At 62.9% G+C, this 25,891-nt stretch carries 22 protein-coding genes; 17 read left to right on the forward strand and 5 right to left on the reverse strand.

The annotated features are described in order from the left end of the window. From AC6CDK_RS10465 to holA, 4 genes are all read left to right on the forward strand, one after another. Positions 1 to 270 (forward strand): cytochrome c3 family protein (locus AC6CDK_RS10465; protein WP_496639825.1); only part of this gene is annotated, 270 nt, incomplete at its 5' end. Positions 271 to 396: 126 nt separating this feature from the next. Then, positions 397 to 2,871 carry a leucine--tRNA ligase gene (gene leuS, locus AC6CDK_RS10470; protein ID WP_039643858.1) on the forward strand — a complete coding sequence of 825 codons (2,475 nt, stop codon included), beginning with the start codon at positions 397 to 399 and terminating at the stop codon, positions 2,869 to 2,871. Between the two features lie 18 nt (positions 2,872 to 2,889). Next, complete coding sequence (locus AC6CDK_RS10475) at positions 2,890 to 3,405, forward strand: LptE family protein (protein ID WP_066358316.1); 516 nt, start codon at positions 2,890 to 2,892, stop codon at positions 3,403 to 3,405. A gap of 3 nt (positions 3,406 to 3,408) precedes the next feature. Further along, entirely contained in the window at positions 3,409 to 4,422 is a 1,014-nt protein-coding gene (gene holA, locus AC6CDK_RS10480) for a DNA polymerase III subunit delta (RefSeq protein ID WP_039643860.1), read from the forward strand. 77 nt (positions 4,423 to 4,499) lie between these two features. Here holA and rpsT read toward each other — a convergent pair whose 3' ends face one another. From rpsT to AC6CDK_RS10500, 4 genes are all read right to left on the reverse strand, one after another. Beyond that, complete coding sequence (gene rpsT / locus AC6CDK_RS10485; protein ID WP_010942846.1) at positions 4,500 to 4,763, reverse strand: 30S ribosomal protein S20; 264 nt, start codon at positions 4,761 to 4,763, stop codon at positions 4,500 to 4,502. Between the two features lie 356 nt (positions 4,764 to 5,119). Further along, positions 5,120 to 6,490 (reverse strand): cytochrome C, encoded by a 1,371-nt coding sequence (locus AC6CDK_RS10490; RefSeq protein WP_192905445.1) that lies wholly within the window; start codon positions 6,488 to 6,490, stop codon positions 5,120 to 5,122. A 147-nt stretch (positions 6,491 to 6,637) separates the two neighbouring features. Then, on the reverse strand, positions 6,638 to 6,949 hold the full coding sequence (locus AC6CDK_RS10495; RefSeq protein WP_039643865.1) for a hypothetical protein: 312 nt from the start codon (positions 6,947 to 6,949) through the stop codon (positions 6,638 to 6,640). Between the two features lie 114 nt (positions 6,950 to 7,063). Continuing rightward, entirely contained in the window at positions 7,064 to 8,662 is a 1,599-nt protein-coding gene (locus AC6CDK_RS10500; protein ID WP_039643867.1) for a DUF3373 family protein, read from the reverse strand. A gap of 441 nt (positions 8,663 to 9,103) precedes the next feature. Between AC6CDK_RS10500 and miaB the strand changes: the two genes are divergently transcribed. The 9 genes from miaB to AC6CDK_RS10545 all read left to right on the forward strand — a co-directional run bounded on the left by miaB (position 9,104) and on the right by AC6CDK_RS10545 (position 19,730). Next, positions 9,104 to 10,444: a tRNA (N6-isopentenyl adenosine(37)-C2)-methylthiotransferase MiaB gene (gene miaB, locus AC6CDK_RS10505; protein ID WP_039643869.1), complete on the forward strand. Its 1,341-nt coding sequence runs from the start codon at positions 9,104 to 9,106 to the stop codon at positions 10,442 to 10,444. After that, the gene (locus AC6CDK_RS10510) at positions 10,444 to 10,944 is read left to right on the forward strand and encodes a bifunctional nuclease family protein (RefSeq protein WP_039643872.1); all 501 of its coding nucleotides are present in this window, start codon (positions 10,444 to 10,446) and stop codon (positions 10,942 to 10,944) included. The genes miaB and AC6CDK_RS10510 overlap by 1 nt, the downstream gene beginning before the upstream one ends. A gap of 57 nt (positions 10,945 to 11,001) precedes the next feature. Next, positions 11,002 to 12,066, forward strand: coding sequence for a M42 family metallopeptidase (locus tag AC6CDK_RS10515; protein ID WP_066357252.1), 1,065 nt, complete (start codon positions 11,002 to 11,004; stop codon positions 12,064 to 12,066). A 130-nt stretch (positions 12,067 to 12,196) separates the two neighbouring features. Then, a complete protein-coding gene (guaB, locus tag AC6CDK_RS10520; protein ID WP_066357254.1) occupies positions 12,197 to 13,672 on the forward strand; it encodes an IMP dehydrogenase in 1,476 nt (491 codons plus the stop codon). Continuing rightward, positions 13,669 to 15,231 (forward strand): glutamine-hydrolyzing GMP synthase, encoded by a 1,563-nt coding sequence (gene guaA / locus AC6CDK_RS10525; RefSeq protein WP_039643879.1) that lies wholly within the window; start codon positions 13,669 to 13,671, stop codon positions 15,229 to 15,231. Before guaB ends, guaA begins: the two co-directional genes overlap by 4 nt. Before the next feature lie 146 nt (positions 15,232 to 15,377). Continuing rightward, positions 15,378 to 15,863 carry a ferritin-like domain-containing protein gene (locus AC6CDK_RS10530; protein ID WP_039643881.1) on the forward strand — a complete coding sequence of 162 codons (486 nt, stop codon included), beginning with the start codon at positions 15,378 to 15,380 and terminating at the stop codon, positions 15,861 to 15,863. Positions 15,864 to 15,984: 121 nt separating this feature from the next. Then, a complete protein-coding gene (locus AC6CDK_RS10535) occupies positions 15,985 to 16,638 on the forward strand; it encodes an HAD family hydrolase (RefSeq protein WP_192905446.1) in 654 nt (217 codons plus the stop codon). A gap of 69 nt (positions 16,639 to 16,707) precedes the next feature. Next, entirely contained in the window at positions 16,708 to 18,447 is a 1,740-nt protein-coding gene (locus AC6CDK_RS10540) for an aldehyde ferredoxin oxidoreductase family protein (RefSeq protein WP_192905447.1), read from the forward strand. 116 nt (positions 18,448 to 18,563) lie between these two features. After that, positions 18,564 to 19,730: a class II aldolase/adducin family protein gene (locus AC6CDK_RS10545; protein WP_039643887.1), complete on the forward strand. Its 1,167-nt coding sequence runs from the start codon at positions 18,564 to 18,566 to the stop codon at positions 19,728 to 19,730. Between the two features lie 6 nt (positions 19,731 to 19,736). On the opposite strand, the gene AC6CDK_RS10550 is transcribed toward AC6CDK_RS10545, so the two are convergent. Beyond that, positions 19,737 to 20,915, reverse strand: a complete 1,179-nt coding sequence (locus AC6CDK_RS10550; protein WP_318258727.1) for a PAS domain-containing sensor histidine kinase — start codon at positions 20,913 to 20,915, stop codon at positions 19,737 to 19,739. 131 nt (positions 20,916 to 21,046) lie between these two features. On the opposite strand from AC6CDK_RS10550, the gene AC6CDK_RS10555 reads away from it, so the two are divergent. From AC6CDK_RS10555 to flgM, 4 genes are all read left to right on the forward strand, one after another. Further along, positions 21,047 to 21,745, forward strand: coding sequence for an ABC transporter ATP-binding protein (locus tag AC6CDK_RS10555; RefSeq protein ID WP_039643891.1), 699 nt, complete (start codon positions 21,047 to 21,049; stop codon positions 21,743 to 21,745). Then, positions 21,742 to 24,261 (forward strand): FtsX-like permease family protein, encoded by a 2,520-nt coding sequence (locus tag AC6CDK_RS10560; protein ID WP_192905448.1) that lies wholly within the window; start codon positions 21,742 to 21,744, stop codon positions 24,259 to 24,261. The genes AC6CDK_RS10555 and AC6CDK_RS10560 overlap by 4 nt, the downstream gene beginning before the upstream one ends. A 1-nt stretch (position 24,262) precedes the next feature. Beyond that, positions 24,263 to 25,432 carry a lipocalin-like domain-containing protein gene (locus AC6CDK_RS10565; protein ID WP_192905449.1) on the forward strand — a complete coding sequence of 390 codons (1,170 nt, stop codon included), beginning with the start codon at positions 24,263 to 24,265 and terminating at the stop codon, positions 25,430 to 25,432. Positions 25,433 to 25,554: 122 nt separating this feature from the next. After that, positions 25,555 to 25,860: a flagellar biosynthesis anti-sigma factor FlgM gene (flgM, locus tag AC6CDK_RS10570; protein WP_039648162.1), complete on the forward strand. Its 306-nt coding sequence runs from the start codon at positions 25,555 to 25,557 to the stop codon at positions 25,858 to 25,860. Positions 25,861 to 25,891: the final 31 nt, after the last annotated feature.

Consider the following 25,891-nt stretch of genomic DNA (forward strand, 5'->3'; position numbering starts at 1 on the left):
GACAGGTGCCATCCCGCCACCAAGGGGATCAAGTATGATCTCCCCGCCGACGTGGGGAGCGTTCTGTTCAGCCACCGCAGCCACACCGCCAAGGGATACGCCTGCAGTGACTGCCACGGCAGGATCGTCGTCGCCGGGGCCGGCCGGAAATCCTCCACCATGAAGGAAATGGAGCAGGGCACGTCGTGCGGTGCCTGCCACGGCTTCAGCATGGCCTTCAGCGTCAGCGATCCGGTCAACTGCGTCAAGTGCCACCAGCGGCTCTACTGAGCCCGCGGCCCGCAACAGCCAATCCGACCCGCGCCGGCCGGCAAACCTCTCTGTTTGCATGGCCGGCTTTTTTGTGCTAATAACAAACCTTTCGAACTATCGTCAGAATCAGGTGGAGGTGCCGGCGTGCAAGAGCGTTACATCCCCAAAAACGTTGAGGGGAAGTGGCAGAAAATCTGGGAAGATAACAAAACCTTCACGGTCACCGAAGATCCGTCGAAGCCGAAATATTACCTGCTCGAGATGTTTCCCTATCCCTCGGGCCGCATTCACATGGGGCATGTGCGCAACTACTCCATCGGCGACGTGGTGGGCCGGTTCAAGAGGATGCGCGGCTTCAACGTCCTGCACCCCATGGGATGGGATGCCTTCGGCATGCCGGCCGAAAACGCCGCCATCAAGCACGGCAGCCATCCGGCCAAGTGGACCTACGAGAACATCGACTACATGCGGAGCCAGCTCAAGAAGATGGGCCTTTCCTATGACTGGGGCCGCGAGCTCGCCACCTGCGATGTGGACTACTACAAGTGGGAACAGAAAATGTTCCTGGAGATGTATGAGAAGGGGCTCGTCTACAAGAAGAGCTCCTTCGTGAACTGGTGCCCCGACTGCGAGACGGTACTCGCCAACGAGCAGGTGGAGGACGGCTGCTGCTGGCGCTGCGACAGCGAGGTGGCCCAGAAGGAGCTCGACCAGTGGTTCTTCCGCATCACCCGCTACGCCGAAGAGCTGCTGGAGGATACCTGGAACCTTCCCGGCTGGCCCGAGCGGGTTCTGGTGATGCAGCGGAACTGGATCGGCAAGAGTTTCGGCTGCGAGATCGATTTTCCGGTCGAGGGGAAAGTCGAGAAGGTCAAGGTGTTCACCACCCGTCAGGACACCCTCTACGGCGCCACCTTCATGTCCCTGGCGCCCGAGCACCCGCAGGCCCTGGAGCTGACCACGCCGGAGCGCCGCGCCGAGGTGGAGGCGTTCATCGACAAGGTCAAGAAGACCGACAAGATCAAGCGGACCGCCGAGGATTTCGAAAAGGAAGGGGTCTTCACCGGCGCCTACTGCATCAACCCGGTGACCAACCTGCGGATGCCGGTCTATCTCGCCAACTTCGTGCTGCTCGACTACGGCACCGGCGCGGTCATGGCGGTGCCCACCCATGACCAGCGCGATTTCGAGTTCGCCCGCACGTACGGCCTGCCGCTCCAGGTGGTGATCCAGCCCGAGGGCGAAACCCTTGATCCGGCTGCCATGACCGCCGCCTATACCGAGGTGGGGACCATGGTCAACTCGGGCCCCTTCGACGGCATGAGAAGCGATGCGGCCAAGGAGAAGATCGCCGATTACCTGGAAAAGGAAGGGATCGGCACCAAGACCGTCAACTACCGGCTGCGCGACTGGGGCATCTCCCGCCAGCGCTACTGGGGGAACCCGATACCCGTCATCAACTGCGATATCTGCGGCGTGGTGCCGGTGCCGGACAAGGACCTGCCGGTGGTCCTCCCCATGGACGCCGAATTCACGGGCGAGGGGGGCAATCCCCTTGCCAGGGTCGAATCGTTCGTCAACGTCACCTGTCCCCAGTGCGGTGCCGAGGCCCGGCGCGAAACCGACACCATGGACACCTTTGTCCAGTCCTCCTGGTATTTTCTCCGCTACTGCTGCCCCGATTTCGCCTCCGGCCCCATCGACCGGGCCCGGGCCGGGTACTGGATGCCCGTGGACCAGTACATCGGCGGCATCGAACACGCCGTGCTCCATCTCCTCTACTCGCGTTTCTTCACCAAGGCTCTGCGCGACCTGGGGTACGTGACCGCGGCCGAACCGTTCAAGAACCTCCTTACCCAGGGGATGGTCATCAAAGACGGGGCCAAGATGAGCAAGTCCAAGGGGAACGTGGTGGACCCCGATGCCCTGATCGAGCGCTACGGTGCCGACACGGCCCGGCTGTTCACCCTGTTCGCGTCGCCCCCCGAAAAGGACCTGGACTGGAGCGACCAGGGGGTCGAGGGAAGCTTCCGCTTCCTCAACCGCGTCTGGCGCCTGGTCTTCGAGGTTCTGCCCTTCATCGGCTCCGCGGTCAAGCCCGACCCGGCCAGCTTGGGCGATGGAGCGCGCGACCTGCGCCGGACCGTACACAAGACCATCCGCAAGGTGACCGATGACCTGGACGAGCGGTTCCACTTCAATACGGCCATCTCGGCGGTCATGGAACTGGTGAACGCCATCCAGTCCTTCGAGCCCAAGAATGCCCCCGAAAACGCCCCGGTTCTTCGGGAGGCGGTGGAAAGCGTCGTGCAACTGCTCGCCCCCTTTGTTCCCCATGTGGCCGAGGAGCTCTGGGAGTCCCTGGGACACCAGGGAGGCGTGGAGGCGGCCGGCTGGCCTTCGTACGATCCCGATGCGACCGTTGAGGAGGAACTCCTCATCGTGGTGCAGGTGAACGGCAAGCTGCGCGGCAAGGTGACGGTTGCCGTGGGTGCCGGCGAGGAACAGGTGAAGGCCGCGGCCTTTGCCGACGACAAGGTGAAGCCGTGGCTCGACGGGAAGCAGATCCGCAAGGCCATCTACGTCCCCGGCAAACTCCTCAATATCGTGGTGGGGTGACCGGTGGCCAGCTCCCTAATGACACGGCTCCTGACCGCAGGGCTCGCGGCCCTGGTGCTCGCCGCAGTGGGCGGGTGCGGCTATCGTGCGGCCAGGATCGGGGGGGAAGGGTCGGCGTTGGCGGACAAGACCGTCCACGTTGACATCTTCACCAACAAGAGCTACCGGCCCAACGTGGAGGCGGTGCTGACGAACTCCCTCATCGACGAGTTCGTGCGCCGCGAGGGGAGCCGCGCCGTGGAGGCCGGCGGAGATCTGACGCTGTCCGGTGCCGTTGTCTCCTACGGCACCGCCGCAGTCTCGTACACCGCCACCGATACGGTGAAGGAGTACCGGGCCACGGTCACGGTGGAGGCTACGCTCCGGCGCAGCGACTCGGGGCAGGTCCTCTGGAAGGGGAGTCTTTCCGCCTACCAGGACTTCCCAGCCAATGACGACCTGGTGCTCCAGCAAAACAGCGAAGAGCAGGCCATAGCCGTTATCTGCCGCCGCTTGGCACGCGAGCTGACCCTCAGGATGTCCGAGAACTTTTGAGCCATGAAATCCGACGAACTGGATAACGCCATTGAAAGGGGGGAGATTGCCCCCCTTTACTATTTTCACGGGGACGAGCCCTATCTGATGGAGCGGGCCGTCAGGCGTCTCACGGAACGGGTCGTGTCGGCGGATTTCCGCGACTTCAACCTGGACGTCTTCTACGGCAACGAGAGCAAGGGGGACGATATCGCCACTGCCGCCCAGACCCTGCCCATGTTCGCCGACCGCCGCATGGTGCTCGTCAAGCGGGCCGGCGACCTGTCGGCCGCCGCTCTCGAAACCCTTGCCGCCTGCGTTACCGATCCCGCTCCCCAGACCTGTCTCCTCTTCGTGGGTGAGAAGATCGACAAGCGGAAGAGGTTTTTCCTGGATCTGGCAAAGAAGGGAGAGCTGGTCGAGTTCAAGCGTCCCTACGAGAACCAGCTCGGCGGGTTCATCCGGGACGAGGCCCGGGTGCTCGGCAAGCGGCTCGACGGCGCTGCCGTTGAAATGCTCATCTATCTCGTGGGGAACAATCTGGGGGAACTGGCGACCCAGCTTGAAAAAGTGGCTACTTTTGTGGGCACGAGAGAGACGCTCACGGTCGAGGATGTGCGGGAAGTGGTATCCGATACCAAGGTGGAAAGCGTTTTCGACCTGGCCAACGCCCTGGGCGAGCGTGATTTGGGCAAGTCTCTGCGGAGCCTGGCCACCATTTTGCGGGACGGCGAGGCCCCGCTCATGCTTCTGGCCATGATCGCGCGGCATTTCCGTCAGCTCTGGCGGGTGCGCGAGCTCACGGCCGCCAAGGTCCAGCAACAGGAGGTCGCCCGCAGAACCGGCATCAATCCCTACTTCCTCAAGGGGGTCATGGATCAGGCCCGCAACTTCACCACGGCAGACCTGCGCCGGGTCTTCGAGGGGCTCTACGCAGCCGATCTCGCCCTCAAGGGAGTCGGTGGCGGCGGAAAGCCTTCACTGGTCATGGAACGGCTGGTGATGGACGTGTGCGGGATGGGACGGCGGAAGAGGTAGCGACGCACTGCTGCGATAAAAAAGGGGGGGCTCCGCCGGGAGCCTCCCCTTTTTGTGTGTCTGCAATAGTGGTACGTCTAGCCGAGGGTGTTGACGAGCTTTGTCAGGCGGGAGACGTTCCGGGAAGCATTAGAGGCGTGAATGACCCCTTTGGAGGCAGCCTTGTCGATGACCGGGATGGCGGCCAGCAGGGCTTGCCGGGCCTGGTCCGCATTCTTGGCCTCAACCGCCTCGCGCACGCGCTTTATGAAGGTCCGCAGGGTGGAGCGGATGTGCTTGTTTCTCAGGTATTTCTTCTTGTTCTGCTTGATTCTCTTCAGGGCCGATTTGTGGTGAGCCAAACTGCACCTCCATGTAATTCTATTGGGTATCGTTCGAGAAGTAATTTCTTCGTTTTCGAAAGGTATTTAAATAGCATTGAGCGGGCGCTGCTGTCAAGCGCAAAATGCCTGTTCACCAGTATCGTATTTACTCAGGGGTGGCGGACAAAAAAATGCGAGCCTATCTCTTTGTGCCGGATCGGTACTCGGCGCAGATGAAGCGCGAATAAGAATAGGTACTCTCATGAAAGGAATGCCCGGCGAGAAGGTTTTGAAAATGGTCTTTATGAATAAGCTTGACAGATGGCCGCATAAGAAAAGGAGGTGGACCGGGTCCACCTCCCATTGTATCGGGAACGTTGAAGATTGCGTCGCGATTACCACTCTTCCCGCATCTTCTCTGCGATTTTCTCAAAGTAGAGTTCAGGGCTCGTGAGCTTTTTGACCTCGTCGGCCGTATAGCCGAGCTCGCGGAAGTTCAGAACACCGTTGGGAGCGTGGCAGTTATAGCAGGTAAGGGCCTTCTCCTTGGGCGCCACCTGGTGGTTGCTGCCGAAGTAGATGGTCTGCCAGCCGGGGACCGGTTCGTAATCCTTGATCCCAAGGATTTTGGCAGCTGATGCCACGCCGGCGAGGGTGTCGCCCGTTGCCATGGGCGGAGCGAAGTCCATGGCCAGGAGCTGGCCGTCCTTCTTGTTAAAGTAAGCCTTGCCCTGGAAAATCTTGAAGGGGTAGATCTTGCTCTTGCCGTCCTTGCGGTCACCCTTGGGCCCGATGAAGTCAGGGCGGTTGGCAACGGTCAGGTTGTACCATGCGTAGACGGGAGCCGTTTCATTGGCTTCCTTTTTGAGCGTGGTCGGCTCGTAGAACTTGTTGGAGAGCTGTTCCCACTTCGTGAAATCCTTGGCAAAGGCGCCGCCGGTCCGGGGGATATGGCAGGTCTGACAGGCGATGCGCGCCGTATGACGGTTGTAGTCCTCGTCCTTGTGGGGCTTTACCGTGTGGCAGTCGGTGCAGGAAAGGCGTACGCCGTCGTGGGCCCAGTTGTTCGGATCATAGCCCGTGGGGATCTTGTGGTTCTTCGTCTTGTGGCAGTCGACGCAGACCATCCCCTTGGCCGCATGGACATCATGCTCCTTGTTGAAGGCGAACCCGCGCTTCACCAGCACGCCGCCCCCGGCCGCCTCGTGACAGGTCATGCAGTTCTTGACCGTCGGGGTGGCAATGGAAAGGGCTGCCTCGGTGCTGCGGTCCTGGCCGAGCACCACGTTCCCCTTCTCGTCCTTGTAGGGCTTGCGCTTGCTGTGATCATAGGTGGAGGAGTGGCAGACAAGGCAGTCCACTGCGGCTTCCGCTTCGGGCCCAGTGCTCCCCACGTCCTGGATGTGATTTCCGGGGTGGCAGGAGTTGCAGCCCGAGTACTTGGTCTTGCCCGTCTCGGGGCTGGGCGGAATCTCCTTCAGGTTGTTGACGATGTCGTTCCCGTTGCACATGGTGTAGATACGGTTTTTCATGCCGTATTCCTGGTTCGGGTCAATGTTCTCAACGTTGTCGACCTTCGAGGCGTGCTTCCAGTGCACGGAGTTCAGGAACTCCTTTGCCGCGCCGGGATGGCAGACCTCGCAGGTTGCCGGCCCCTTGTAGCCGTTTTTCTGGAGGTATTCCTTGCCCGGATGGTCCTTGGCCTGGACCAGGGCCGCCACTGCCACGCCCGCCATGAGGGTGGCGAAGAACGTCGTATTCTTCATTGGGTACCTCGTGCGTAAGTAGTTAGTTTTATTTAAGTATAGCTATGTATGATATATTTAAATAAAACGATTGTTTGGCAAAAGAAAAGTGCAGCCGAGGCGCCCGGGCTGCAACGGTCCCGCAGAGGGCTCAGCGCCCCCGGGGCATCAGCAGCCGGCGGTCTTCCTGAAGAGCTTGGACTCACCCGTTGCATCGTCATACTTCAGGCGAATTTCGTCGCCCTCAACGATCCGCTTGTCCTTGAACTTGTCGAGGGTAAGCTCGTCCTTGACCGTCACGGTCACGGTCTTGTCGCTCTTGGTGTCCTTCAGGGTAACCGATGCCGTGTCGCCCTTCATCTCGATCTTTTTGATGGTGGCGATCATCTTCACTTCGGCGGCGCTGGCCGTGCCGGTAAAGGTAACGAGGCTCATGGTGAGGAGTGCGAGTGCCATAACGATCGATACTGCCTTTTTCATTGTTCCGTCTCCTTTGTGCTGTGTCGTGGCGGCGGCCGCCGCCTGTAGCGTGATGCCCCGTAGGGTTGGGGAGGGGGGCTGGTGCCCACCCTCCCGGTGTTCATCTGCTGTGGCCTAGAAATGCACCTCGAAGGTTGCGTAGAGGTTCTGGGCATTCTTGAGCGGGGTCAGCATTTGCGGATTCGCCGGGCCCATAATGCTTGCCTGGGTTAAATCTGCCATTTTGACCGGTGCTCCGACCCAGTTGTTGGTGCCGGTGTAGTCGAAGTCATAGTACTGGTAGCCGATCTTGAAGAAGGTCTTGCTCAGATAGCTGGAGATCGGCTTGAGCTTGAGCTCCTGGATCAGGTAGCCTTCATATACGTTGCCACGGGTTCCGACCTTGCTGGTCCACATGTCATCGGCAGCCGGAGCAAAGGTGATCCAGTCCTTGGAGCCGTGGTTGTATTCGAGGCCGAGCTTGGTGCCGGTGGCCTCGATATCGTACCGGCCGCCCACGTAGACTGCCCAGCCGGTCTTGCTTTCTTTTTGGCCGGACCACAGGAGACCGGACTGAGTGTCGAGTACTCCTTCAGGGGTAGTGAATCCTGCTATGGGTGTTTGCAGTTGCACCTTCACGGTGTCGGTGGTGGGATTGGTATGGCTTAACGCTCCGGACGCGAACCAGTGGAGGTTGCCGATCCCTGCGTTTTTAACGCGGCCCAGGAAGTTGAGTCCGTACCAGTCGATATCGCCCAGGTTTACGCTGGGGGCGCTACCTGCAAACGGACCGCTCAGCATTACCGGAGTGTTGAAGATGTTAATGCCCCGGTTGTACTGGAACTCTGCCTTGAAATTGTCGGTGTCGTAGGGCACGATGTTGACGCCCACCATGTCGGTGTCGTGGATGCCGTTGCCCTGCCTGTCAGTGATGCCGTTTTCGAAACCGCGGCCGTAGCAGAGTTTCATGTAGGCGCCCGGCAGAGACTCGAAGTCGGGAGCATAGCCGAGGGTCACGCCGTCAAAGGCATAGTCGACCAGCAGTTGGGGCACGCCGGAGTTGCCCGGCTTTTCATTGTTCTGCTTCAGGTGGCTCGGAATGCCGCCGGTAGAGGGGCGCCGGCCGATGGAGAACCAGATGGGCTGGTCGGCAATATTCTTCCAGGTGGCATAGACCTGATCCACGGCCAGGGTACCGTCGCCGGGGACGTGACCCACGGTGCCGTCGAAGAGTCCGGCCCGGTCGGAGAAGTAGGCTTGGCCGTTTTCGCCGCGGATTGCCGAGTCGTCGCGGGCACCGCTGATCTTGTACATGAGGAGGCGGGCGTGAACGGTTACGTCCTGAGTTGCTTTGGCGTCAAGATTGAGCCCGAATCGGTTGGTGTAGAGGGAATCATTCTTAACAGTCTGGCCCTGAACAGGGAGGAAGAGGTCACTGCCGTCAGCTTGCATATTTCTGGGATTGAGCTGGAAATATGGGGCAACCTTGCCGCGCAGATAATCATACCTGAACCGGTAATCCCCGCCGATGGTCAGCCAGCGCCCCAGGGACTTCTGTTCAACCTTGTCAACCTTCCTGTCGGTGTCCTGCATCTGCTGCTTCAGTGCCTCGAGTTCTTTCTCAAGGGTCTCCATCTTCTTCTGCAGGTCGGCATCGGCCGCCATGACCGAAAACGGTTGGCTGAGACCGAGCAGAAGGGCAGTTGCCAGAACCTTTTTGGACATACGCTTCATGTGCTCTCCTTTCCCATAAATCAATAAAAGTGAACTGCCGTACCGCGAACCGCTTGGAATTTCGGCGGGATATGCGTTTGAGTCCGCCGTGCTGATGCTGTGTCTTCACCTCCTTCGTGTCGGGAGCGGTGGCCAGACATGAAATTTGTTAATTGATAATGTGACCCACCGTGTTTTACACGCAATAGTTGCATAATCGTAATACTCAAACATTCCAGCTATGCAATATAAAGACCAATTAAGATATGAAATGCAAATATCTGTATTTCTGTATTGTTGTCGTCGCAGCCGTGCGTCGGGTCCGCCACATGGCGAAATCACCTCGGTCAATTGACAGGATTACGTCACATGGCCGTAACGGATGCCCGGTGGCGATAGCGGTTGACGTCCGAGGCCCCGATTGCTTACTATAGGCGGGAGTTACCCGGAAAGAGGCGCTACGTGACGGAAAACAAGTATCTATATGTAGAAACATTCGGTTGTCAGATGAACGTCAACGACTCTGAAAAGATCGCGACGCTCCTGAAAGATGTGGGGTATCTCTCCACCGACGATCCGGACCGGGCGGACCTGGTCATTCTCAATACGTGCAGCGTGAGGGCCAAGGCCGAGCAGAAAGTGTACGGGCACCTGGGGCGGTTCAAGGGGGCCCGGAGCAGGAAAAAGGGATTTCTGCTCGGCGTGGGCGGGTGCGTGGCCCAGCAGGAGGGGGAGCGCCTGCTGCAGAAGGTGCCATGGCTCGACCTCGTCTTCGGGACCCATAACCTCCACCTGCTGCCCGAGATGGTGCGGGCGGCCGAGCAGGGCGAGCGCCGGGCCGAGGTGGGGTTCATCGACAACGAAACCCGGCTTGACCTGTTCCCCGAAACCGGCGGGGAGGGCGGTGTCACCCGTTTCGTGACGGTGATGCAAGGCTGTGACAATTTTTGTTCCTACTGCATTGTCCCCTATGTGAGGGGGCGCGAGATAAGCCGCCGTTCATCCGACATAATTGACGAGGTACGGAAAGCCGTCGCGGAGGGTGTCAAGGAGGTGACTCTGCTGGGGCAGAATGTCAACTCCTACGGACTCAAGACCGACGGAGAGCTGTCGTTCGCCGGGCTCATCCGCCGCATTGCCGGGGTGGAAGGGCTCGAACGGATCCGCTTCACCACGTCACATCCCAAGGACATCTCGCCCGAGCTCATCACCTGCTTCGCCGAGGTACCCAAGCTGTGCGGCCACATCCATCTGCCGGCCCAGTCGGGGAGCGATGCGGTCCTTGCGCGCATGAACCGGGGGTACACCCGGGCCGGGTACCTCGAAAAGGTGGCGGCTCTCAAGGCTGCCCGGCCGGGTATCCAGTTTACGGGAGACATGATCGTGGGCTTTCCGGGCGAGACGGAAGAGGACTTTCAGGCAACCATCTCGCTCATGGAAGAGGTGCGCTATGCCGACCTCTTTTCCTTCATCTACTCGCCGCGACCCGAAACGGCCGCTGCCGGTATCCGGGATACGGTGAGCCGGAAGGAGAAGCAGTCGCGCCTTGACCGGCTCCAGTCGCTCCAGCAGCAGATGAAGCGCGAACGCAACATCAGTTTTGTCGGCTCACGCCAACTGGTCCTGGTGGAGGGGGTGAGCAAGCGGGGCGATCAGCTCTATGGCCGCATCGACGGTAACCGGATCGTCAACTTCGCGGCCGGTCCGGCGCTCATCGGAACCATGGCAGAGGTAACCATCACCCAGGACTACCAGAATTCGCTCCTGGGCGAGATCGTCACCGATAATGGGGGCGCACGGTAATGCACATCGTTATGACCATCCACGGCTTTGCCCTCGATTCCATCGCCCAGATGCCGGTGGTGCTCCTGAAGGATGAACGCGGCGAAGCAACGCTGCCCATCTGGATCAACGGCACCGACACCCTCTATATCGTGGCGGAGTTGATCAGGCGGGACGCCTCTTCCTCGGGGGAGCGCAAGGACCTGCTCACGGCACTGCTCGACCATCTGGGGGCCGAGGTGCTCGATATTGCCATTGACGGCGGCAAGGACGGCAAGTTCATCTGCTCTGTCCGGCTCATGGTGGGGGCAGAGGAACTGCGCCTGCCGGTCCGCATTTCCGAGGCCATTGTCCTCGCCCTCAAGCATGCCCTGCCGGTCATGGTTCCCCGCCATCTGATGGAGGAGACCACCGCCCCGGCCGGCGCCATGGGCGACCGCTTCACGGAGGCCGACGAGCGCCGCTTCGTCGATTTTCTCGAAGGCCTCGATCCCGCTGATCTCGGCAAGTATCCCATGTGACATCCGGGCAACGGCCGGCCGGCCCGTGCCCCTGACCCGCTTCTGTGGAGGATTTTCATGCGTCCGGAATCCCTGGAATTTTTCAAAACACTTGTGGAGGCCCCCAGCCCTTCCGGCTACGAACAGCCGGCTCAACGGGTGTTTCGCGACTACATAGCCCCCTTTGCGCAGGTGAAGACCGATGTCATGGGCAACGTGATCGGTCTCATTCGCGGCGGCGGGGATAACCTGCCGCGGGTGATGGTGGTCGGCCACTCGGACGAGATAGGCTTTCAGGTCAAGTACATCGATGACAACGGTTTCATCTATTTTGCGCCGATCGGCGGGGTGGACGCCCACCTGACGCCGGGGAAGCGGGTTCGCATCCATACGGCCAAAGGCGAGGTGGCTGGCGTCATCGGCAAGAAGCCGATCCATTTGATGGATGAGGAGGACCGGCGGAAGGTGGTTCGCCTCGACGCCCAGTACATCGACATCGGCGCCGCCGACAAGAAGGAGGCCCTGGAGTACGTGCGCGTGGGCGACCCGGTCACCTTTGCCGCCGGCTTCGAACGCCTGCTGGGCGACCGGGTCGCCTGCCGGGCCTTCGACGACAAGGCCGGCAGCTTCGTGGTGGCCGAGGTGCTCCGGGCCGTGGCCGAATCGGGGGTGAAGCTGCCGGTTGATCTGTACGGCGTCTCGTCGGTGCAGGAAGAGATCGGGCTGCGCGGCGGCGCCACCAGCGCCTACAGCGTCAATCCCCACGTGGGCATCTGTGTGGAAGTGGACTTTGCCACTGATCAGCCCGACGTGGAGAAGAAGCACAACGGCGAGGTCAAGCTCGGCAAGGGGCCGATCCTGCCCCGGGGGGCCAATATCAATCCGCCTCTCTTTGATCTGCTCTCCTCAACGGCGGAACGCGAGGCTATCGCTGTCCAGTACACGGGCATCCCCCGGGCCTCCGGCACCGACGCCAACGTCATGCAGATCTCCCGCGGCGGCGTTGCCACCGCTCTGGTCAAGCTGCCGCTCCGCTACATGCATACGCCGGTGGAGGTCATCTCCCTCTCCGACCTGGAACAGGCGGTGAGGCTGATCGTGGCGGCGTTACCGGGTATGGCGGGTGACTTCACGCCCCTCTGACCGCGCATCGGGGCCGGGGACCGTATACGGAGCGTGTTCTCCGGTCCCGGTTTTTCCCCTTGACTCATCCTGGTCCCTTCACTATCCTTTCCGGTTAATACTTTGAGACCCACCATAAAAGGAGTCCGCGATGTTAGATGAATTGATTCCGGAAGGTCTGACGTTCGACGACGTTCTGCTCGTTCCCGCCCACTCTCAAGTCCTTCCCCGCGATGTCTCCCTCAACACCCGTCTGACCAGGAACATTACCCTCAACATTCCCCTCGTCTCGGCAGCCATGGACACGGTAACCGAGGCGCGGACCGCCATCTGCATGGCCCGCGAGGGGGGGCTCGGCATTATCCACAAGAACCTCACCATCGAAGAGCAGGCCATGGAGGTGGACAAGGTCAAAAAGAGCGAGTCCGGCATGATCGTGGACCCCATCACCATGCGGCCCAACCAGAAAATCCACGAGGCCCTGGCCATCATGGAGAAGTACCGGATCTCCGGCGTTCCCGTCACCAACTCCAAGGGCAAGCTGGTCGGCATCCTCACCAACCGCGACCTCCGTTTCGAAACCAACCTGGACCTTCCCATTTCCGCCCGCATGACCAAGCGTCGGCTCGTGACCGTAGCGGTCGGCACCACCCTTGAGGAAGCCAAGGAGCACCTCAAGCATACCCGGGTCGAGAAGCTGCTGGTGGTGGATGAGGAGAAGAACCTGAAGGGGCTCATCACCATCAAGGATATCGAGAAGGTCAGAAAATACCCCAATGCCTGCAAGGATGCCCTGGGGCGCCTGCGGGTCGGCGCCGCCGTCGGCCCCTCCGGCGACATGGAGGCCCGTGTTGATGCCCTGGTCAAGGCCGGGGTCGACGTCATCGTGGTGGACACGGCCCATGGTCACTCCCAGGGGGTCCTCGATGCCATCCGGGCCGTCAAGGCGAACTTCCCCGGGGTCGAGCTCATCGCCGGCAACATCGCCACTGCCGAGGCAGCCGAGGCACTCATCAAGGCCGGTGTCGACGCCATCAAGGTGGGGATCGGACCGGGTTCCATCTGCACCACCCGCGTGGTGGCCGGGGTCGGCGTGCCCCAGATCAGCGCCATCGCCCAGTGCGCCAAGGTTGCCCGCAAGTACGACGTCCCCCTCATCGCGGACGGCGGCGTCAAGTACTCCGGCGACGTGACCAAGGCCGTGGCCGCCGGTGCCGATGTCATCATGATCGGCTCCCTCTTTGCCGGCACCGAGGAGTCGCCCGGCGACACCATCCTCTACCAGGGCCGGGCCTACAAGAGCTACCGTGGCATGGGCTCCATCGGCGCCATGAAGCAGGGGAGCAAGGACCGCTACTTCCAGAGCGATGTGGAGAGTGAAGTGAAGCTCGTTCCCGAGGGGATCGAGGGGATGGTGCCGCTGCGCGGACCGCTCTCCGCCAACGTCCATCAGCTCATGGGCGGACTGCGGGCCGGCATGGGGTACACCGGCTGCCGCACCGTGCGGGAGCTCCAGGAAAAGGGGCACTTCATCAGGATCACCGGCGCGGGTCTCAAGGAATCCCACGTCCATGACGTCATGATCACCAAGGAGGCCCCGAACTACCGGGTCGAGAACGTTCGATGAGCACCGACATCCATACTGAAAAAATCCTGATCCTGGACTTCGGCTCCCAGTACACCCAGCTCATTGCCCGGCGGGTGCGCGAGGCCCACGTCTACTGCGAGCTGCACCCCTTTGACATGGGGCTGGAAGCCATCCGCGCCTTCGGGCCCAAGGGGATCATCCTCTCGGGCGGGCCCACGTCGGTCTACGAGGAAGGGGCGCCGGCAGTGGAAGAGGCGCTCTTTGATCTGGGCGTGCCGGTGCTGGGCATCTGCTACGGCATGCAGCTCATGAGCCGCCACTTCGGCGGCGAGGTGGTGCCCGCGGGCAAGCGCGAGTTCGGCCATGCCGACCTGCTGGCTGCGGGAACGCCCGGCCCTCTTTTCGAAGGGTTCTTCGTGGAAGGGAAAAGTCCGGTCTGGATGAGCCACGGCGACCACGTCTCCCGGATGCCCCAGGGGTTCCAGGTGGTGGCGGAAACGGCCAACGCGCCGGTCTGCGCCATCCAGGACACGGCGCGCAACCTTTACGGCGTCCAGTTCCACCCGGAAGTGAATCACACGCCCCGGGGCGAGATCCTCATCGATACCTTTGTCCGCAAGATCTGTGGCTGCACCGGCCAGTGGACCCCCGGACACATCATTGATGATGCCGTGAACCGCATCCGGGCCCAGGTGGGCCGGGAGCGGGTCATCCTCGGGCTTTCGGGCGGCGTTGATTCGTCGGTGGCGGCGGCCCTCATCCATCGGGCCATCGGCGACCAGCTCACCTGCGTCTTCGTGGACAACGGCCTGCTGCGCCTCGCCGAGGGTGACCAGGTCATGGCCACCTTTGCCGAGAACCTGGGCGTCAAGGTGATCCGGGTCGATGCCGAGCAGCGGTTCCTGTCCGCCCTGGCAGGCGAGGCCGACCCTGAGAAAAAGCGCAAGATCATCGGCAACCTCTTCGTGGAGATCTTCGAAGAGGAGTCGAGCCGCATCGAGGGTGCCACCTGGCTGGCCCAGGGGACCATCTACCCGGATGTCATCGAGAGCGCCGGGGCCAAAACCGGCAAGGCCCACAACATCAAGAGCCATCACAACGTGGGCGGGCTTCCCGAGTACATGAAGCTCAAACTTCTCGAACCCCTGCGGGAGCTGTTCAAGGACGAGGTGCGGGCCATCGGCGAGGAACTGGGACTGCCCCGCCAGATGGTCTGGCGCCATCCCTTCCCCGGACCGGGGCTGGGAGTCAGGATCCTCGGCGAGGTGAAGAAGGAGTATGCCGACATCCTGCGCCGGGCCGACGCCATCTACATCGAGGAGCTCTACGCCGCTGGCCACTACGACAAGATCAGCCAGGCCTTTGCCGTCTTTCTCCCCGTGAAGAGCGTAGGGGTCATGGGGGACGGCCGGACCTACGAGTACGTGATCGCCCTGCGGGCCGTGGAAACCAAGGACTTCATGACCGCGGGCTGGTACCCCTTGCCCTACGAGGACATGGCCCGCATCTCGGGCCGGATCATCAACGAGGTCAAGGGGGTCAACCGGGTGGTGTACGACATCTCCAGCAAACCTCCCGCCACCATCGAGTGGGAATAGATGCACCATAAGGGGCGCCGGCAATGGCGCCTTTTTTATTTTAAGGCCGTTCTTGTCCACCCGGGTTTCGTGAAAAAACGGAGTAATCTGGTATGCTTTCAGTAGGTAGATAGGTGTACGTCACTTCATGGAAAGGGGGCTTGAATATGAACATCATCGACTGCGCTCTCAGGATGGAAGAAGAGGCAGCCGCCCATTACAGCCAACTGGCGGCTGCCGCGCCGGTGGAAGAGTTGAGGAACATCTTCGGATTGCTGGCCGCGGCTGAAAAGGAGCATTACGACAAGCTCGTTGCCGTGCTTGGCGATGCCGATGCCGCCACGACCGAGTTCACGGCCCTGGATGAAGCTTTGTGCGTGTTCAAGCCGCTGCTCGGCAAACGCGATCTGGTGGCGGAGTTGCGGCGCGATCCGGACGGCTACCGGCACGTGGTGAAAGAGGAAGAGGAAAGCATCAAGTTTTACGAGGACCTGGCCGCCAAGGCGGACCGGGAGGACACGCGCGCCATTCTGCTCAAGCTCGCCGACGAGGAGCGGAAGCACCTGAGCATTGTTGAAAATATCTACTCGTTCGTCCAGGAGCCCAAGACCTATCTGGCCTGGGGCGAATTCAGCAACCTCAAGGAGTACTGACGCGGAGCGCGCCCGGTGCTGCAAAGCCCGTCCGGCAGCGGACGGGCTTTTCTGTTGCGGTGGGGCACGGAAACCAATTATAGTCAGGTGGTGAGTCGACATCACATGACGGAGCCCGGCCGTGCCCCCTGCAATCGATCTTCTCATCTTCGACCTTGACGGAACCCTTATCGACTCCCTCGACGATCTCACCGCTGCCGTGAACCATATGCTCTCCGCCCTGGGTCGGGAACGTCTCACCCGCAATGCCGTCCGCATCATGGTGGGGCAGGGGGCGCGGCGGCTGGTAGAGCGCGCCATGCCCTGCGCCGCACCGGCCGAGATCGAGCGCGGGCTGGAGCTCTTCCTCGGCTACAACCGGGAACACATCGCGGTGCGCACGGCCTTCTATCCGGGTGCCCTGGAGGCGCTGGCCCGGTTTCGCGCGCAGGGCAAGCGGATGGCGGTCATCTCCAACAAGAACGTCGATCTCTGCCGCTGCGTGCTCGGGGCCCTGGGGGCCGAGCACTGGTTCGAGGAGATCGTGGGGGCGGACTCGCTTCCCGCGCGCAAGCCGTCGCCGGAGCCTGTACTGAAGCTGTTGATGGACTTCGGCGTGCCGCGGGAACGGGCTGTCATTATCGGTGACAGTATCAATGACGTGGCCGCCGGCAAAGGGGCGGGCGTTACCACCGTGGGGTGTACCTGGGGATATGGCGAACTGAGCGAGATTGCCGACGCCGACTATCTGGTCGACTCCTATGACGCCCTGGTGGCCCTGTCGTTGTTTAGCTGAGCATGAATTGCAGTGAGTGTATCTATTTTTCATTGCGTAAATCAAAAGCGATGGTAAGCGGGTAAGTATATGCTTGGCTGGGCCGATGCAATTCTGAATATTGATCTCACGTCCCGCACCGCATGGCGCGAGGATCTGTCGGCTGAGCTCCTGCATGCCTATCTGGGGGGTAGAGGGCTCGGGGTCCGTCTCATGCGCGGTTTCCATACCCTTGATCCCTTTGACCCGGCCATGCCGCTCATCTTTGCCGCGGGGCCCCTGTGTGGTACCCCTGCGCCCACGGCGGCCCGGCTCACGGTGGTGTCCCGCTCGCCCCTGACCGGCACCATTTACGATTGTTCCGCCGGCGGCCGGTTCGCCTGGCGCCTCAAAGGCGCCGGTGTGGATGCTCTGCGTCTGTCCGGTCGGAGCGAGACGCCGGTGGCCCTGGTCGTAACGGCAGACGGGGTCGAGTTTGTGGACGTGCCCGAGCTTTGGGGCAGGACGGTGCCTGAAACCGTTGCGGCCCTGTCAGGGCGGGGCAGTGTGGCCGCCATCGGACCTGCCGGCGAGAACGGGGTTCTTTTTGCCAATATCATGATGGGCGAAGGCAATTCGGTAGGGCGCGGAGGGCTTGGCGCGGTCATGGGGGCCAAGGGGCTCAAGGCGGTCGTGGTGAACGGCGATATTCCCGTGGCGGTTGCGGATCGGGAGCGGTTCGACCGGGCGCGGCAGGACGTGATGCGCCTGTTCCGGGCCTCGCCCGTCATCTTTGGCGAACTGGGCATTGCCGAGTACGGCACCCCGGCCCTGGTGGACCTCATGCGCCAGCGGCGCATGGCCCCAACGGAAAACTTCCGCCATACGGTCTTCGAGGGATCGGCAAACTATTCGGGCCCGGCCATCCGGAGCGCCTATCAGGCAAAAAAGGACGGCTGCTACGGCTGCCCCATCCAGTGCAAAAAGAGCACGCCCCGGGGCGAGCATCTCCCTGAATACGAGACGGTTTCCCATTTCGGGGCATTGAATGGCATCGCGAGCCTCGACGCCATCGTCAAGTCCAATACCCTGTGCAACGAGCTGGGCATGGACACCATCTCCGCAGCCGCAACGCTCTCGGCCTGGGGCGAGGTCCGGGGCCGCTTCCCCGGCGGGGAGGAAGTGCAGCGACTGCTGGCCGACACGGCCTTTCGCCGGGAGGACGGGGAGTTGCTCTCCCTGGGATCGCGGCGCGCGGCCCGGGCATTGGGCCGCCCCGAGCTGTCCATGGAGGTCAAGGGGCTGGAGTTGCCGGCATATGACCCCCGCGGCGCCTACGGCATGGCCCTTGCCTACTGTACGAGCAATCGCGGGGGGTGTCACCTGAGGGCCTATCCCATCTCCCACGAGATTCTGCGCAAGCCCGTGGCCACCGACCGTTTCTCGTTTTCGGGCAAGGCGCGGATCATTGCCATTGCCGAAGACACCAATGCCGCCATCGACTCCCTGGTGGCCTGCAAGTTCTCCTTTTTCGGCGCAACGCTGGAAGAATATGCCGAACTGCTCTCCGCCGCAACCGGCATCGAGTACACGCCCCAGTCCCTCAAGGAGATCGGGCGGCGGATCTGTCTCACCGAACGGTTCTACAACTGTGCGAACGGGTTTGATGTGAAGGATGATTGTCTGCCCGCGAGGTTTTTTGCGGAGCCCGGCTCCAGCGGCGAAGGGGTCGACATTCCCCCCATCGACCGTGCCCGGTTCGACGAGGAGCTTCAGAAGTACTACCGGATTCGGGGGCTCACGCCGGCAGGGACCTTTGCTGATCCGGACTTTCTGCTTACGCAACCCTGATTGCCTTGGTGACCTGAGCCGATACGTGAGCAATGCTTATTTATCTGCTTGTCGAATAACGATTTTTTGCTGGCCGGCATTGGTTGTCGGTAGCAGTGAAATAAACGGGTAAGTATATGCGTGACCAGGTATCTGTCTACACGAACAAACTCATTGCCGACCGTTCGGCCCTTGCCCAAGGCATAGCCATCGCAGCCCAGGACGACGTCCTCATTGCCGAGGGTGCCCCTGACCTGGCCCGGCTTGCCGGAGACGTCCTGTCCCGGCTCACCTGCCTCGGCATGGTGGTGGCCTGTCCTTCGCTCCCCTTTGCCGATTTCCTGGTGGCCCGCGCCCCGGCCGGGGAGTCGTGCATCGTGCCCCGTGACACGGAAACCCGGACCTTTCTGCACGATATCCCCTTTCTGCGCCGCAGCGACCTTGGCGCCGATCCCGCTCCCCTTATCGCCCGCCTCCTTGGCAGCCGCAAGGGAGTGGTCGTGGAAGGGGTAGGGATCGTGGCCACCGGTGCCCTTACCGTGGAACAGGCCTACATCAACTATTCCTCGGTGTTTCATTCGACCTTCGTGAAGTATCTCCAGGATGTGCTTCACCACGGCTTCATCCTGCCGGGGGAGGCGGAGGCCTTTGCCGCGTTCCGCAGCCAGTGGCTCCGGCCGCTTACGCATGAAGGGCTCGCGTTCCGGCCCGGTCCCTTGGCGGAGCGGGACGAGATCCTCGACGAAATCGCCACGGTGGGGCGCTACACGGTTGAGCGGGGGCTGGTGGATTCCTTCTTCGGCAACATCTCATACCGTGCCGGCGAGGTGATCTACATCTCCCAGACCGCGGCGAGCCTGGATTCCCTGGCCGGCTGCATCGACCCGGTCCCCACGGACAATTCATCCACCTTCGGCATTACCGCCTCCAGCGAACTCCTGGCCCACCGGCGGATTTACGAGGCAACCGGCGCTGCGACCATCCTTCACGGCCACCCCAAGTTCGCGGTGATCATGAGCATGGAGTGCGCGGAAGAAGGGTGCGCCATTACCGACTGCTGGAAGGAGTGCGACCGGGTGCGGTTCCTCGGCGATACGCCGGTGGTGGCGGGCGAGATCGGCGCCGGCGGGCTTGCCAGGAGGGTGCCGCCGGCGATCGCGGGTCCGCGCAAGGCGGTGGTCTATGGCCACGGGGTCTTTACGGTGGGAGAGACGGACTTTGCCGACGCGTTCCGGGCCATGGTGGCCGTGGAGAACTGGTGCCGCAGGGAGTATTTCCGCCGGCTGGAAGAGCGGCTCGGGTAAGCGGGTTCAGGATATCTGCCTGGGGAAGCTGGCGGTAAAGGTGGTGCCTTCGCGCTCGGTGCTCGTGAAGGTGATGGTGCCCTTCAGGTAGCGTTCGCCGAAGAGGCGGACGCTGTATGTGCCGATGCCGCGGCCGGTGCCCTCCTTGGTGCTGAAAGAGCGCTGGAAGATCTGCAACTGGACCTCCGGCGGAATCAGGCCCGGATTGTGAACGGTGAAGCTGACCCCGTCCCCTTCCTGGCGCGCGGCAATGGTGACGGTTCCTCCCTCGGGCGTCGCTTCGAGGGCGTTTTTGACCAGATTGCCGAGAATGCGCCGCAGGATCTGGAGATCGCTCACGATGGTCAGTTCCGCCAGCGGGCCGAGCACGAGCCTGCGTCCCCGGGCAATGTCGTGGTTCACGTACAAGGCCTGAACCTCGCGCGCCAGTTGCTGCACGTCCACCATGCCCAGGTCGGGCCGGAATTCTCCCCTCTCGGCGGCAAGCAGCTTGCGGTGGTGGTTGATCTCGTCGATGAGGCGGTTCGACAGGTGCACCATCCACTCTTTGTACTCGGCTTCCTTCTCCGGCGAGATCCCTTTCCCTTCGGCCAGCAGCGCGGCGATGCCGTGCAGCCCTCCCACCGTATTGATGACGTCGTGAAAAAACACCCGCTCCAGGATGCTGCGCCGCTTGCGGTCGCTGATGTCGCGGATGATGCAGACCGTCACGGGGATGCCGTCCACCTGGGCCGGATTGGAGAGTACTTCCAGGTCAAGGGAAAGCCCACCCGCGCGGTTGAGGGTAATGCGGCATTCATGGCAGCTGGGGGCATTGTTCTCCTGGCATTCCAAGATCGACCGGACTGCTCCGCAGACCGAGCAGTGGTGATCGGTGCCGCACCCGCCGGGGCCGTCTGAGGCGAAGATGCAGCCGAAGGCTTCGCCGGGGCGTTTGCCCAGGACTGCACCCATGTCCGTGAGGCCGAAGGCCTCCAGGAGCCGCTGGTTGGCTGCCACGACCTGACGCTCGCGGTTCAGGACGAGGATGTAGTCGGGCAATGCCTCGATCAGCGCGCCGAGTGCCCGGTCAACGAGAACCCGCTCGCTTACCTCCGCCACCTGGCGGTCAGAGGCGCGTTCGGCCGGCGCGAAATGGCTGGCTGGCGTAGTCTCGGGCGGGGTATGTTTCTTGTCGTCGGCCACCGGTAGCATCGCTCCACTCTAGCGGTTCTGCATGATTGCGTCAACGGGTGAGTTGATATTGATATACAATAATTGAGCCGTTTACACCCTGTGCTATTATCTTCGAAACTACCTGTCCCGGAGCGTTTTTCATGGGCCATCTTGTTCTGCTTGACCACATCCACAAGAGCTATCGGGAGGGCGACCGGGAGCGGATCGTCCTGCGCGGAGCCGAGCTCGGGATTGCGCGCGGTGAGTGGCTGGCGCTCCTGGGGCGCAGCGGCTCGGGCAAATCCACGCTCCTGAACCTCATGGCCGGCATCGACCTGCCCGACCGGGGCGAGGTAAAGGTGGACGGCCTTCCCATCAACCGGATGACCGAGCGGGAGCGGACTCTGTTCCGCCGGAACCGGATCGGCTTCGTATTCCAGTTTTACAACCTGATTCCCACCCTGACGGTACTGGAGAACCTGCTGCTCCCCCTGGAGCTGGCAGGAGCTGACGATAGGGCGGGCCGGGCACGGGCGGCGGAACTGCTGGATGCCGTGGGGCTCGGTGACCGGGCCGCAGGCTATCCGGACCGGTTGTCCGGTGGTGAACAGCAGCGGGTGGCCGTGGCCCGGGCGCTTGTCCATCAGCCGTCACTGGTGCTGGCCGATGAGCCGACCGGCAACCTGGATGCCGAGAGTGGAGCCCAGGTTCTGGCGCTTTTTGAAGATCTGGTCCGGCGTTGGGGCACAACGCTCGTGATGGTGACCCACAGCAACGAGGTGGCGCGCCTCGCCGACCGGGTGGTCTGCATCCGCGACGGCCTGCTGGAGGAGAGAATGGCCGGGGGGGCGCCGCCATGATTCTGTGGCGCGCCGGCGCACGACACCTGCTGCGCCATCCGCTGCTCGCCTTCCTGTCGGTCATCGGCGTGGCCCTGGGGGTGGCGGTGGTCACTGCCGTGGACGTGGCCAACGAGAGTGCGCACCGGGCCTTTCAGTTGGCCGCCGAGGCCGCGGCGGGGAAGGCCAGCCATCAGATCGTGGGCGGGCCCCGGGGGCTCGACGAGGATCTTTACCGCATTATCCGTATCGAGCGCGGGGTCCGGCCGGCAGCTCCGGTGGTGGAGGGAGTGGTCTCGGTCACGGGCCGTCCCGGCACCACTCTTCACCTGATCGGCATCGATCCCCTGGCCGAGGCGCCCTTTCGCTCCCATACCGCCCCGGTCGGGGGCAGCGTCGATCTGGCGGCCCTCATGGGAACGCCGGCAACGGGCCTGCTTTTGCGGGAGACGGCGGAACGTGTCGGCGCGGCAGTGGGCAAACCTCTCCGGCTCGACGTGGGTGGCGTTTCCCGTTCCGTGGTGCTGGCCGGCTATCTGGAGGCCGGCGATGAGCTGGCCCGCCAGGGGCTGGCATCGGTGCTGGTGACCGACATTGCCACGGCCCAGGAACTCCTGGGCATGGCGGGGCGGCTCTCCCGCATCGACTTGATCCTGGCCGACGGGAAAGGGGTGGGCGCCCTGCCTCCGGGGGCCACGCTCATCCCGGCCGGTGCCCGGGCCGGGGCCATGGACCGGATGACCCGGGCGTTCCGCCTCAACCTCACCGCCCTCAGTTTCCTGGCCCTGCTGGTGGGGATGTTCCTCATCTACAACGCCACCACCTTCGCCGTGGTCCGCCGGCGGCGCCTGATTGGGCTCATGCGGGCCATGGGGGTCACCCGCAGGGAAATCTTCGGCCAGGTCTGCGTCGAAGCCCTGCTGACCGGCCTCATCGGCACGGCCGCGGGGATCGCCCTCGGCCTCGCCCTGGGAGAGGTGCTCACCCGTCTCGTCACCCGCACCATCAATGACCTCTACTTCGTACTGGAGGTGCAGCAGGTTGCGCTTTCGGCGGCAACCCTGGCCAAGGGGTGTCTCCTGGGCATCGCGGCCACTGTGGCGGCAGCGGTTCCGCCCGCCCTGGAGGCGACTGCCGCGCCGCCGCGCGCCGTCCTGTCCCGCTCATTCATCGAGGCCCGTACCCGTCGGCACGTACCCCGTGCGGCCCTTGCCGGGCTGGTGGCCATGCTCGGGGGCGCACTGCTCCTGGCAACGGGATTCGGCGGCCTCGCGGCGGGGTTCACGGGGCTTTTCGCGCTCATCCTCGGCTATGCCCTGACGGTTCCTTTCGGCACGGTCCTGGTGTCCCGCGCCATGAAACCGCCCATGGGGCTGCTCTTCGGCAACCTGGGCCGCATGGCCGCCCGGGGCGTCGTTGTTTCTCTCTCCCGCACCGGCGTGGCAACGGCTGCCCTGGTGGTGGCTGTGTCGGCCACCATTGGCGTGGGGATCATGGTGGACAGCTTCCGCCACACCGTGCAGCAATGGCTGGCTGGGAGGCTCAAGGCCGACATCTACGTGACCACCGCCGGCACCGGCACGGGGCGCGGCAAACCGCCGCTGGATCCGGCCCTGGTGGAGCGGCTCCGTGCGGTTCCGGGCGCCGCCGCGGTCAGTACCACCCGGAGGATCACCATCCAGTCGGCCGGAGGGGAGACCGATCTGCTGGTGCTCGGCATCCCCCGGCGTACCTTCGATGGTTTTCGCCTCAAGGAGGGAACGCCGGACCTGGCCTGGCAGTCCTTCAACAGCGGCGAAGGGATCATCGTGTCCGAGCCCTTTGCCTTCCGTCACCGTCTCGGACTCGGCGATGCCGTGCGGCTGCGGACCGACCGGGGCGAGCGGGACTTTACCGTGGCCGGCGTGTTCTACGATTACGGCTCGGACAGCGGTTTCGTGGCCATGGACCGGGGCGCCTTCAACCGCTACTGGGACGATTGGAGCGTGGACGGCATGGGGTTGTATGCGACGCCGGGCATCTCCGCAGCGCAGTTGGCCGAGGCGGCCCGCGCCTGCAGCGGCAGCGCCCGGGTCAGCATTATTTCCAGCCGCGAGTTGTATGAGGCATCCGTGGCGGTGTTCGACCGGACCTTCGTCATCACCGGCGTGCTGCGCCTGCTGACCGTGGTGGTGGCCGTGGTCGGCATCCTTTCGGCCCTCATGGCCATGCAGGTGGAGCGGGCGCGTGAACTGGCCGTGCTGCGGGCCATGGGACTCACCCCGGCCGAACTCTGGGGGGTGGTCTGCGGGGAAACCGGGCTCGTGGGGCTCACGGCGGGGCTTCTGTCGCTGCCGCTCGGCATCCTTCAGGCCGCTGTCCTCATCTTTGCCGTTAACCGCCGGTCCTTCGGCTGGACAATGGAATTCTCCCTGTCCCCGACGATCTTCTGGCAGGCCATCGTGCTGGCGGTCGGCGCCGCGATCGTGGCGGGGATCGTGCCCGCCCTCATCACCGCCCGCATCCCCCCGGCCCTTGCCTTCAAGGAGGATGAGTAGCATGGGCGCTCCAGCCAGGTTCCTGATCGCAGGCATCGCCCTGATCGTTCTGGCGGTCGGGCTGACGCAGGTTCTCCGGCAGCAGCGGCCCGAACCGGCGCCGGCCCGGCTCTCCGTGGCGCGGGCTCTGGGCGGCGCTTCTCCCGACGGCTTTCTCCGGGCCCTGGAGCCCCGCCGTTTCAGTTTTCCGGCCGATCACGGCCCCCATGACGGCTTTCGCAACGAGTGGTGGTACTTCACCGGCAATCTGGCCGATGCCGCGGGCCGATCGTTCGGGTACCAGTTCACCTTTTTCCGGGTGGCGCTCCGGCCCCGGCCCGTGGCGCGGGACTCGAGCTGGGGTGCCGGCGAGGTCTGGATGGCCCACCTGGCCCTCACCGACGTGACGGGCAGGCGATTCAGGCATGCCGAGCGCCTGAGCCGTGAAGCACTGGGGCTCGCCGGTGCCGGTGGCCGTCCCCTGCGTGTATGGCTCGAAGACTGGCAGGCCGTGGAGGTGGCGACCCGCCCCTGGACCGTGCGGCTCACGGGCAACGGGGAAGACTGGGGGATCGACCTGACCCTGCGGGCCGTGAAGCCGGAGGTCCTCAACGGGGCAGGGGGGCTCAGCCGCAAGGGGGGTGAGCCGGGCAACGCCTCCTATTACTATTCGCTGCCCCGCATGGAGACATCCGGCACCATTCGTGCCGGCGGCACGACCTTCACCGTCTCGGGTCTTTCCTGGCTCGACCGGGAGTGGAGTACCAGCGCCCTCGCCCCGGACCAGACCGGCTGGGACTGGATCGCCCTCCACCTGAACGACGGCCGCGATCTCATGTACTATCGACTCCGGCGCCGGGACGGGACCACCGACCCGGCCAGCGCCGGCACCATTGTGGCCGCCGACGGCTCCTACCGGCACCTGGCGGCCGCTGCCGCAACACTCGAAACCCTGTCCTGGTGGTCCAGCCCTGCAGGTGGCGCCCGCTACCCCTCGCGCTGGCGTCTTCGCGTCCCTGCCGAGGGGATTGATCTGGACATTGTGCCGCGTCTGCCAGATCAGGAACTGTTCACCACCATCCGCTACTGGGAAGGTGCCGTGGAGGTGCGAAGCAGCGCCGGTAAAGGGATTGCCGGGTCAGGTTATGTTGAGCTCACCGGCTACGGGGATCAACGTGTGTCGGCGAATTGACGCAAAAAGGGCATTTTTAGGAAAATTTTTTTTGGCCGTGTCATTTTTTTCTAAAGATTTTTTGGAGGCATGCCGATATAGTAATCAAAAGCGTGAATGGAGGCGAGGGAGGCATGTGCGCCATGAAAATCGATACCAATCCCCCTGTAGCGACCGTTAACCAAGTCAAGGGCGAGACGTCTCAGGCTGCGGGTGCCGATGCGCGCAAGACGGGCGCCGCCGGCGGTCAGGTTACCGACACGGTCGACCTTTCCCGCAATGCGGAGCGGCTCGTCAAGGCCAACGCGACCCTGCGCACCATGCCCGACGTCAGGGTCGAAAAGGTGGAAGAACTCAAAAAACAAATCGCTGCGGGCGAGTACAACGTCAGCGCCCGGGACGTGGCGGAAAAGATGCTTATCAGCATGCGCAACGGGGTCACCGCCTGACGGACTCCGCTATTCGCTACTTGAAAGCCCG

This window comes from Geobacter sp. PheSNFMC (genome assembly GCF_059620965.1).

Bases quoted from the DNA above. Each gene is read 5' to 3' on its own strand.
- AC6CDK_RS10475 (WP_066358316.1), top strand. From the start codon at position 2,890: ATGACACGGCTCCTGACCGCAGGGCTCGCGGCCCTGGTGCTCGCCGCA.
- holA (WP_039643860.1), top strand. From the start codon at position 3,409: ATGAAATCCGACGAACTGGATAACGCCATTGAAAGGGGGGAGATTGCC.
- AC6CDK_RS10490 (WP_192905445.1), bottom strand. From the start codon at position 6,490: ATGAAGAATACGACGTTCTTCGCCACCCTCATGGCGGGCGTGGCAGTG.
- AC6CDK_RS10495 (WP_039643865.1), bottom strand. From the start codon at position 6,949: ATGAAAAAGGCAGTATCGATCGTTATGGCACTCGCACTCCTCACCATG.
- AC6CDK_RS10500 (WP_039643867.1), bottom strand. From the start codon at position 8,662: ATGAAGCGTATGTCCAAAAAGGTTCTGGCAACTGCCCTTCTGCTCGGT.
- AC6CDK_RS10510 (WP_039643872.1), top strand. From the start codon at position 10,444: ATGCACATCGTTATGACCATCCACGGCTTTGCCCTCGATTCCATCGCC.
- AC6CDK_RS10515 (WP_066357252.1), top strand. From the start codon at position 11,002: ATGCGTCCGGAATCCCTGGAATTTTTCAAAACACTTGTGGAGGCCCCC.
- guaB (WP_066357254.1), top strand. From the start codon at position 12,197: ATGTTAGATGAATTGATTCCGGAAGGTCTGACGTTCGACGACGTTCTG.
- guaA (WP_039643879.1), top strand. From the start codon at position 13,669: ATGAGCACCGACATCCATACTGAAAAAATCCTGATCCTGGACTTCGGC.
- AC6CDK_RS10530 (WP_039643881.1), top strand. From the start codon at position 15,378: ATGAACATCATCGACTGCGCTCTCAGGATGGAAGAAGAGGCAGCCGCC.
- AC6CDK_RS10540 (WP_192905447.1), top strand. From the start codon at position 16,708: ATGCTTGGCTGGGCCGATGCAATTCTGAATATTGATCTCACGTCCCGC.
- AC6CDK_RS10545 (WP_039643887.1), top strand. From the start codon at position 18,564: ATGCGTGACCAGGTATCTGTCTACACGAACAAACTCATTGCCGACCGT.
- AC6CDK_RS10555 (WP_039643891.1), top strand. From the start codon at position 21,047: ATGGGCCATCTTGTTCTGCTTGACCACATCCACAAGAGCTATCGGGAG.
- AC6CDK_RS10560 (WP_192905448.1), top strand. From the start codon at position 21,742: ATGATTCTGTGGCGCGCCGGCGCACGACACCTGCTGCGCCATCCGCTG.
- AC6CDK_RS10565 (WP_192905449.1), top strand. From the start codon at position 24,263: ATGGGCGCTCCAGCCAGGTTCCTGATCGCAGGCATCGCCCTGATCGTT.
- flgM (WP_039648162.1), top strand. From the start codon at position 25,555: ATGAAAATCGATACCAATCCCCCTGTAGCGACCGTTAACCAAGTCAAG.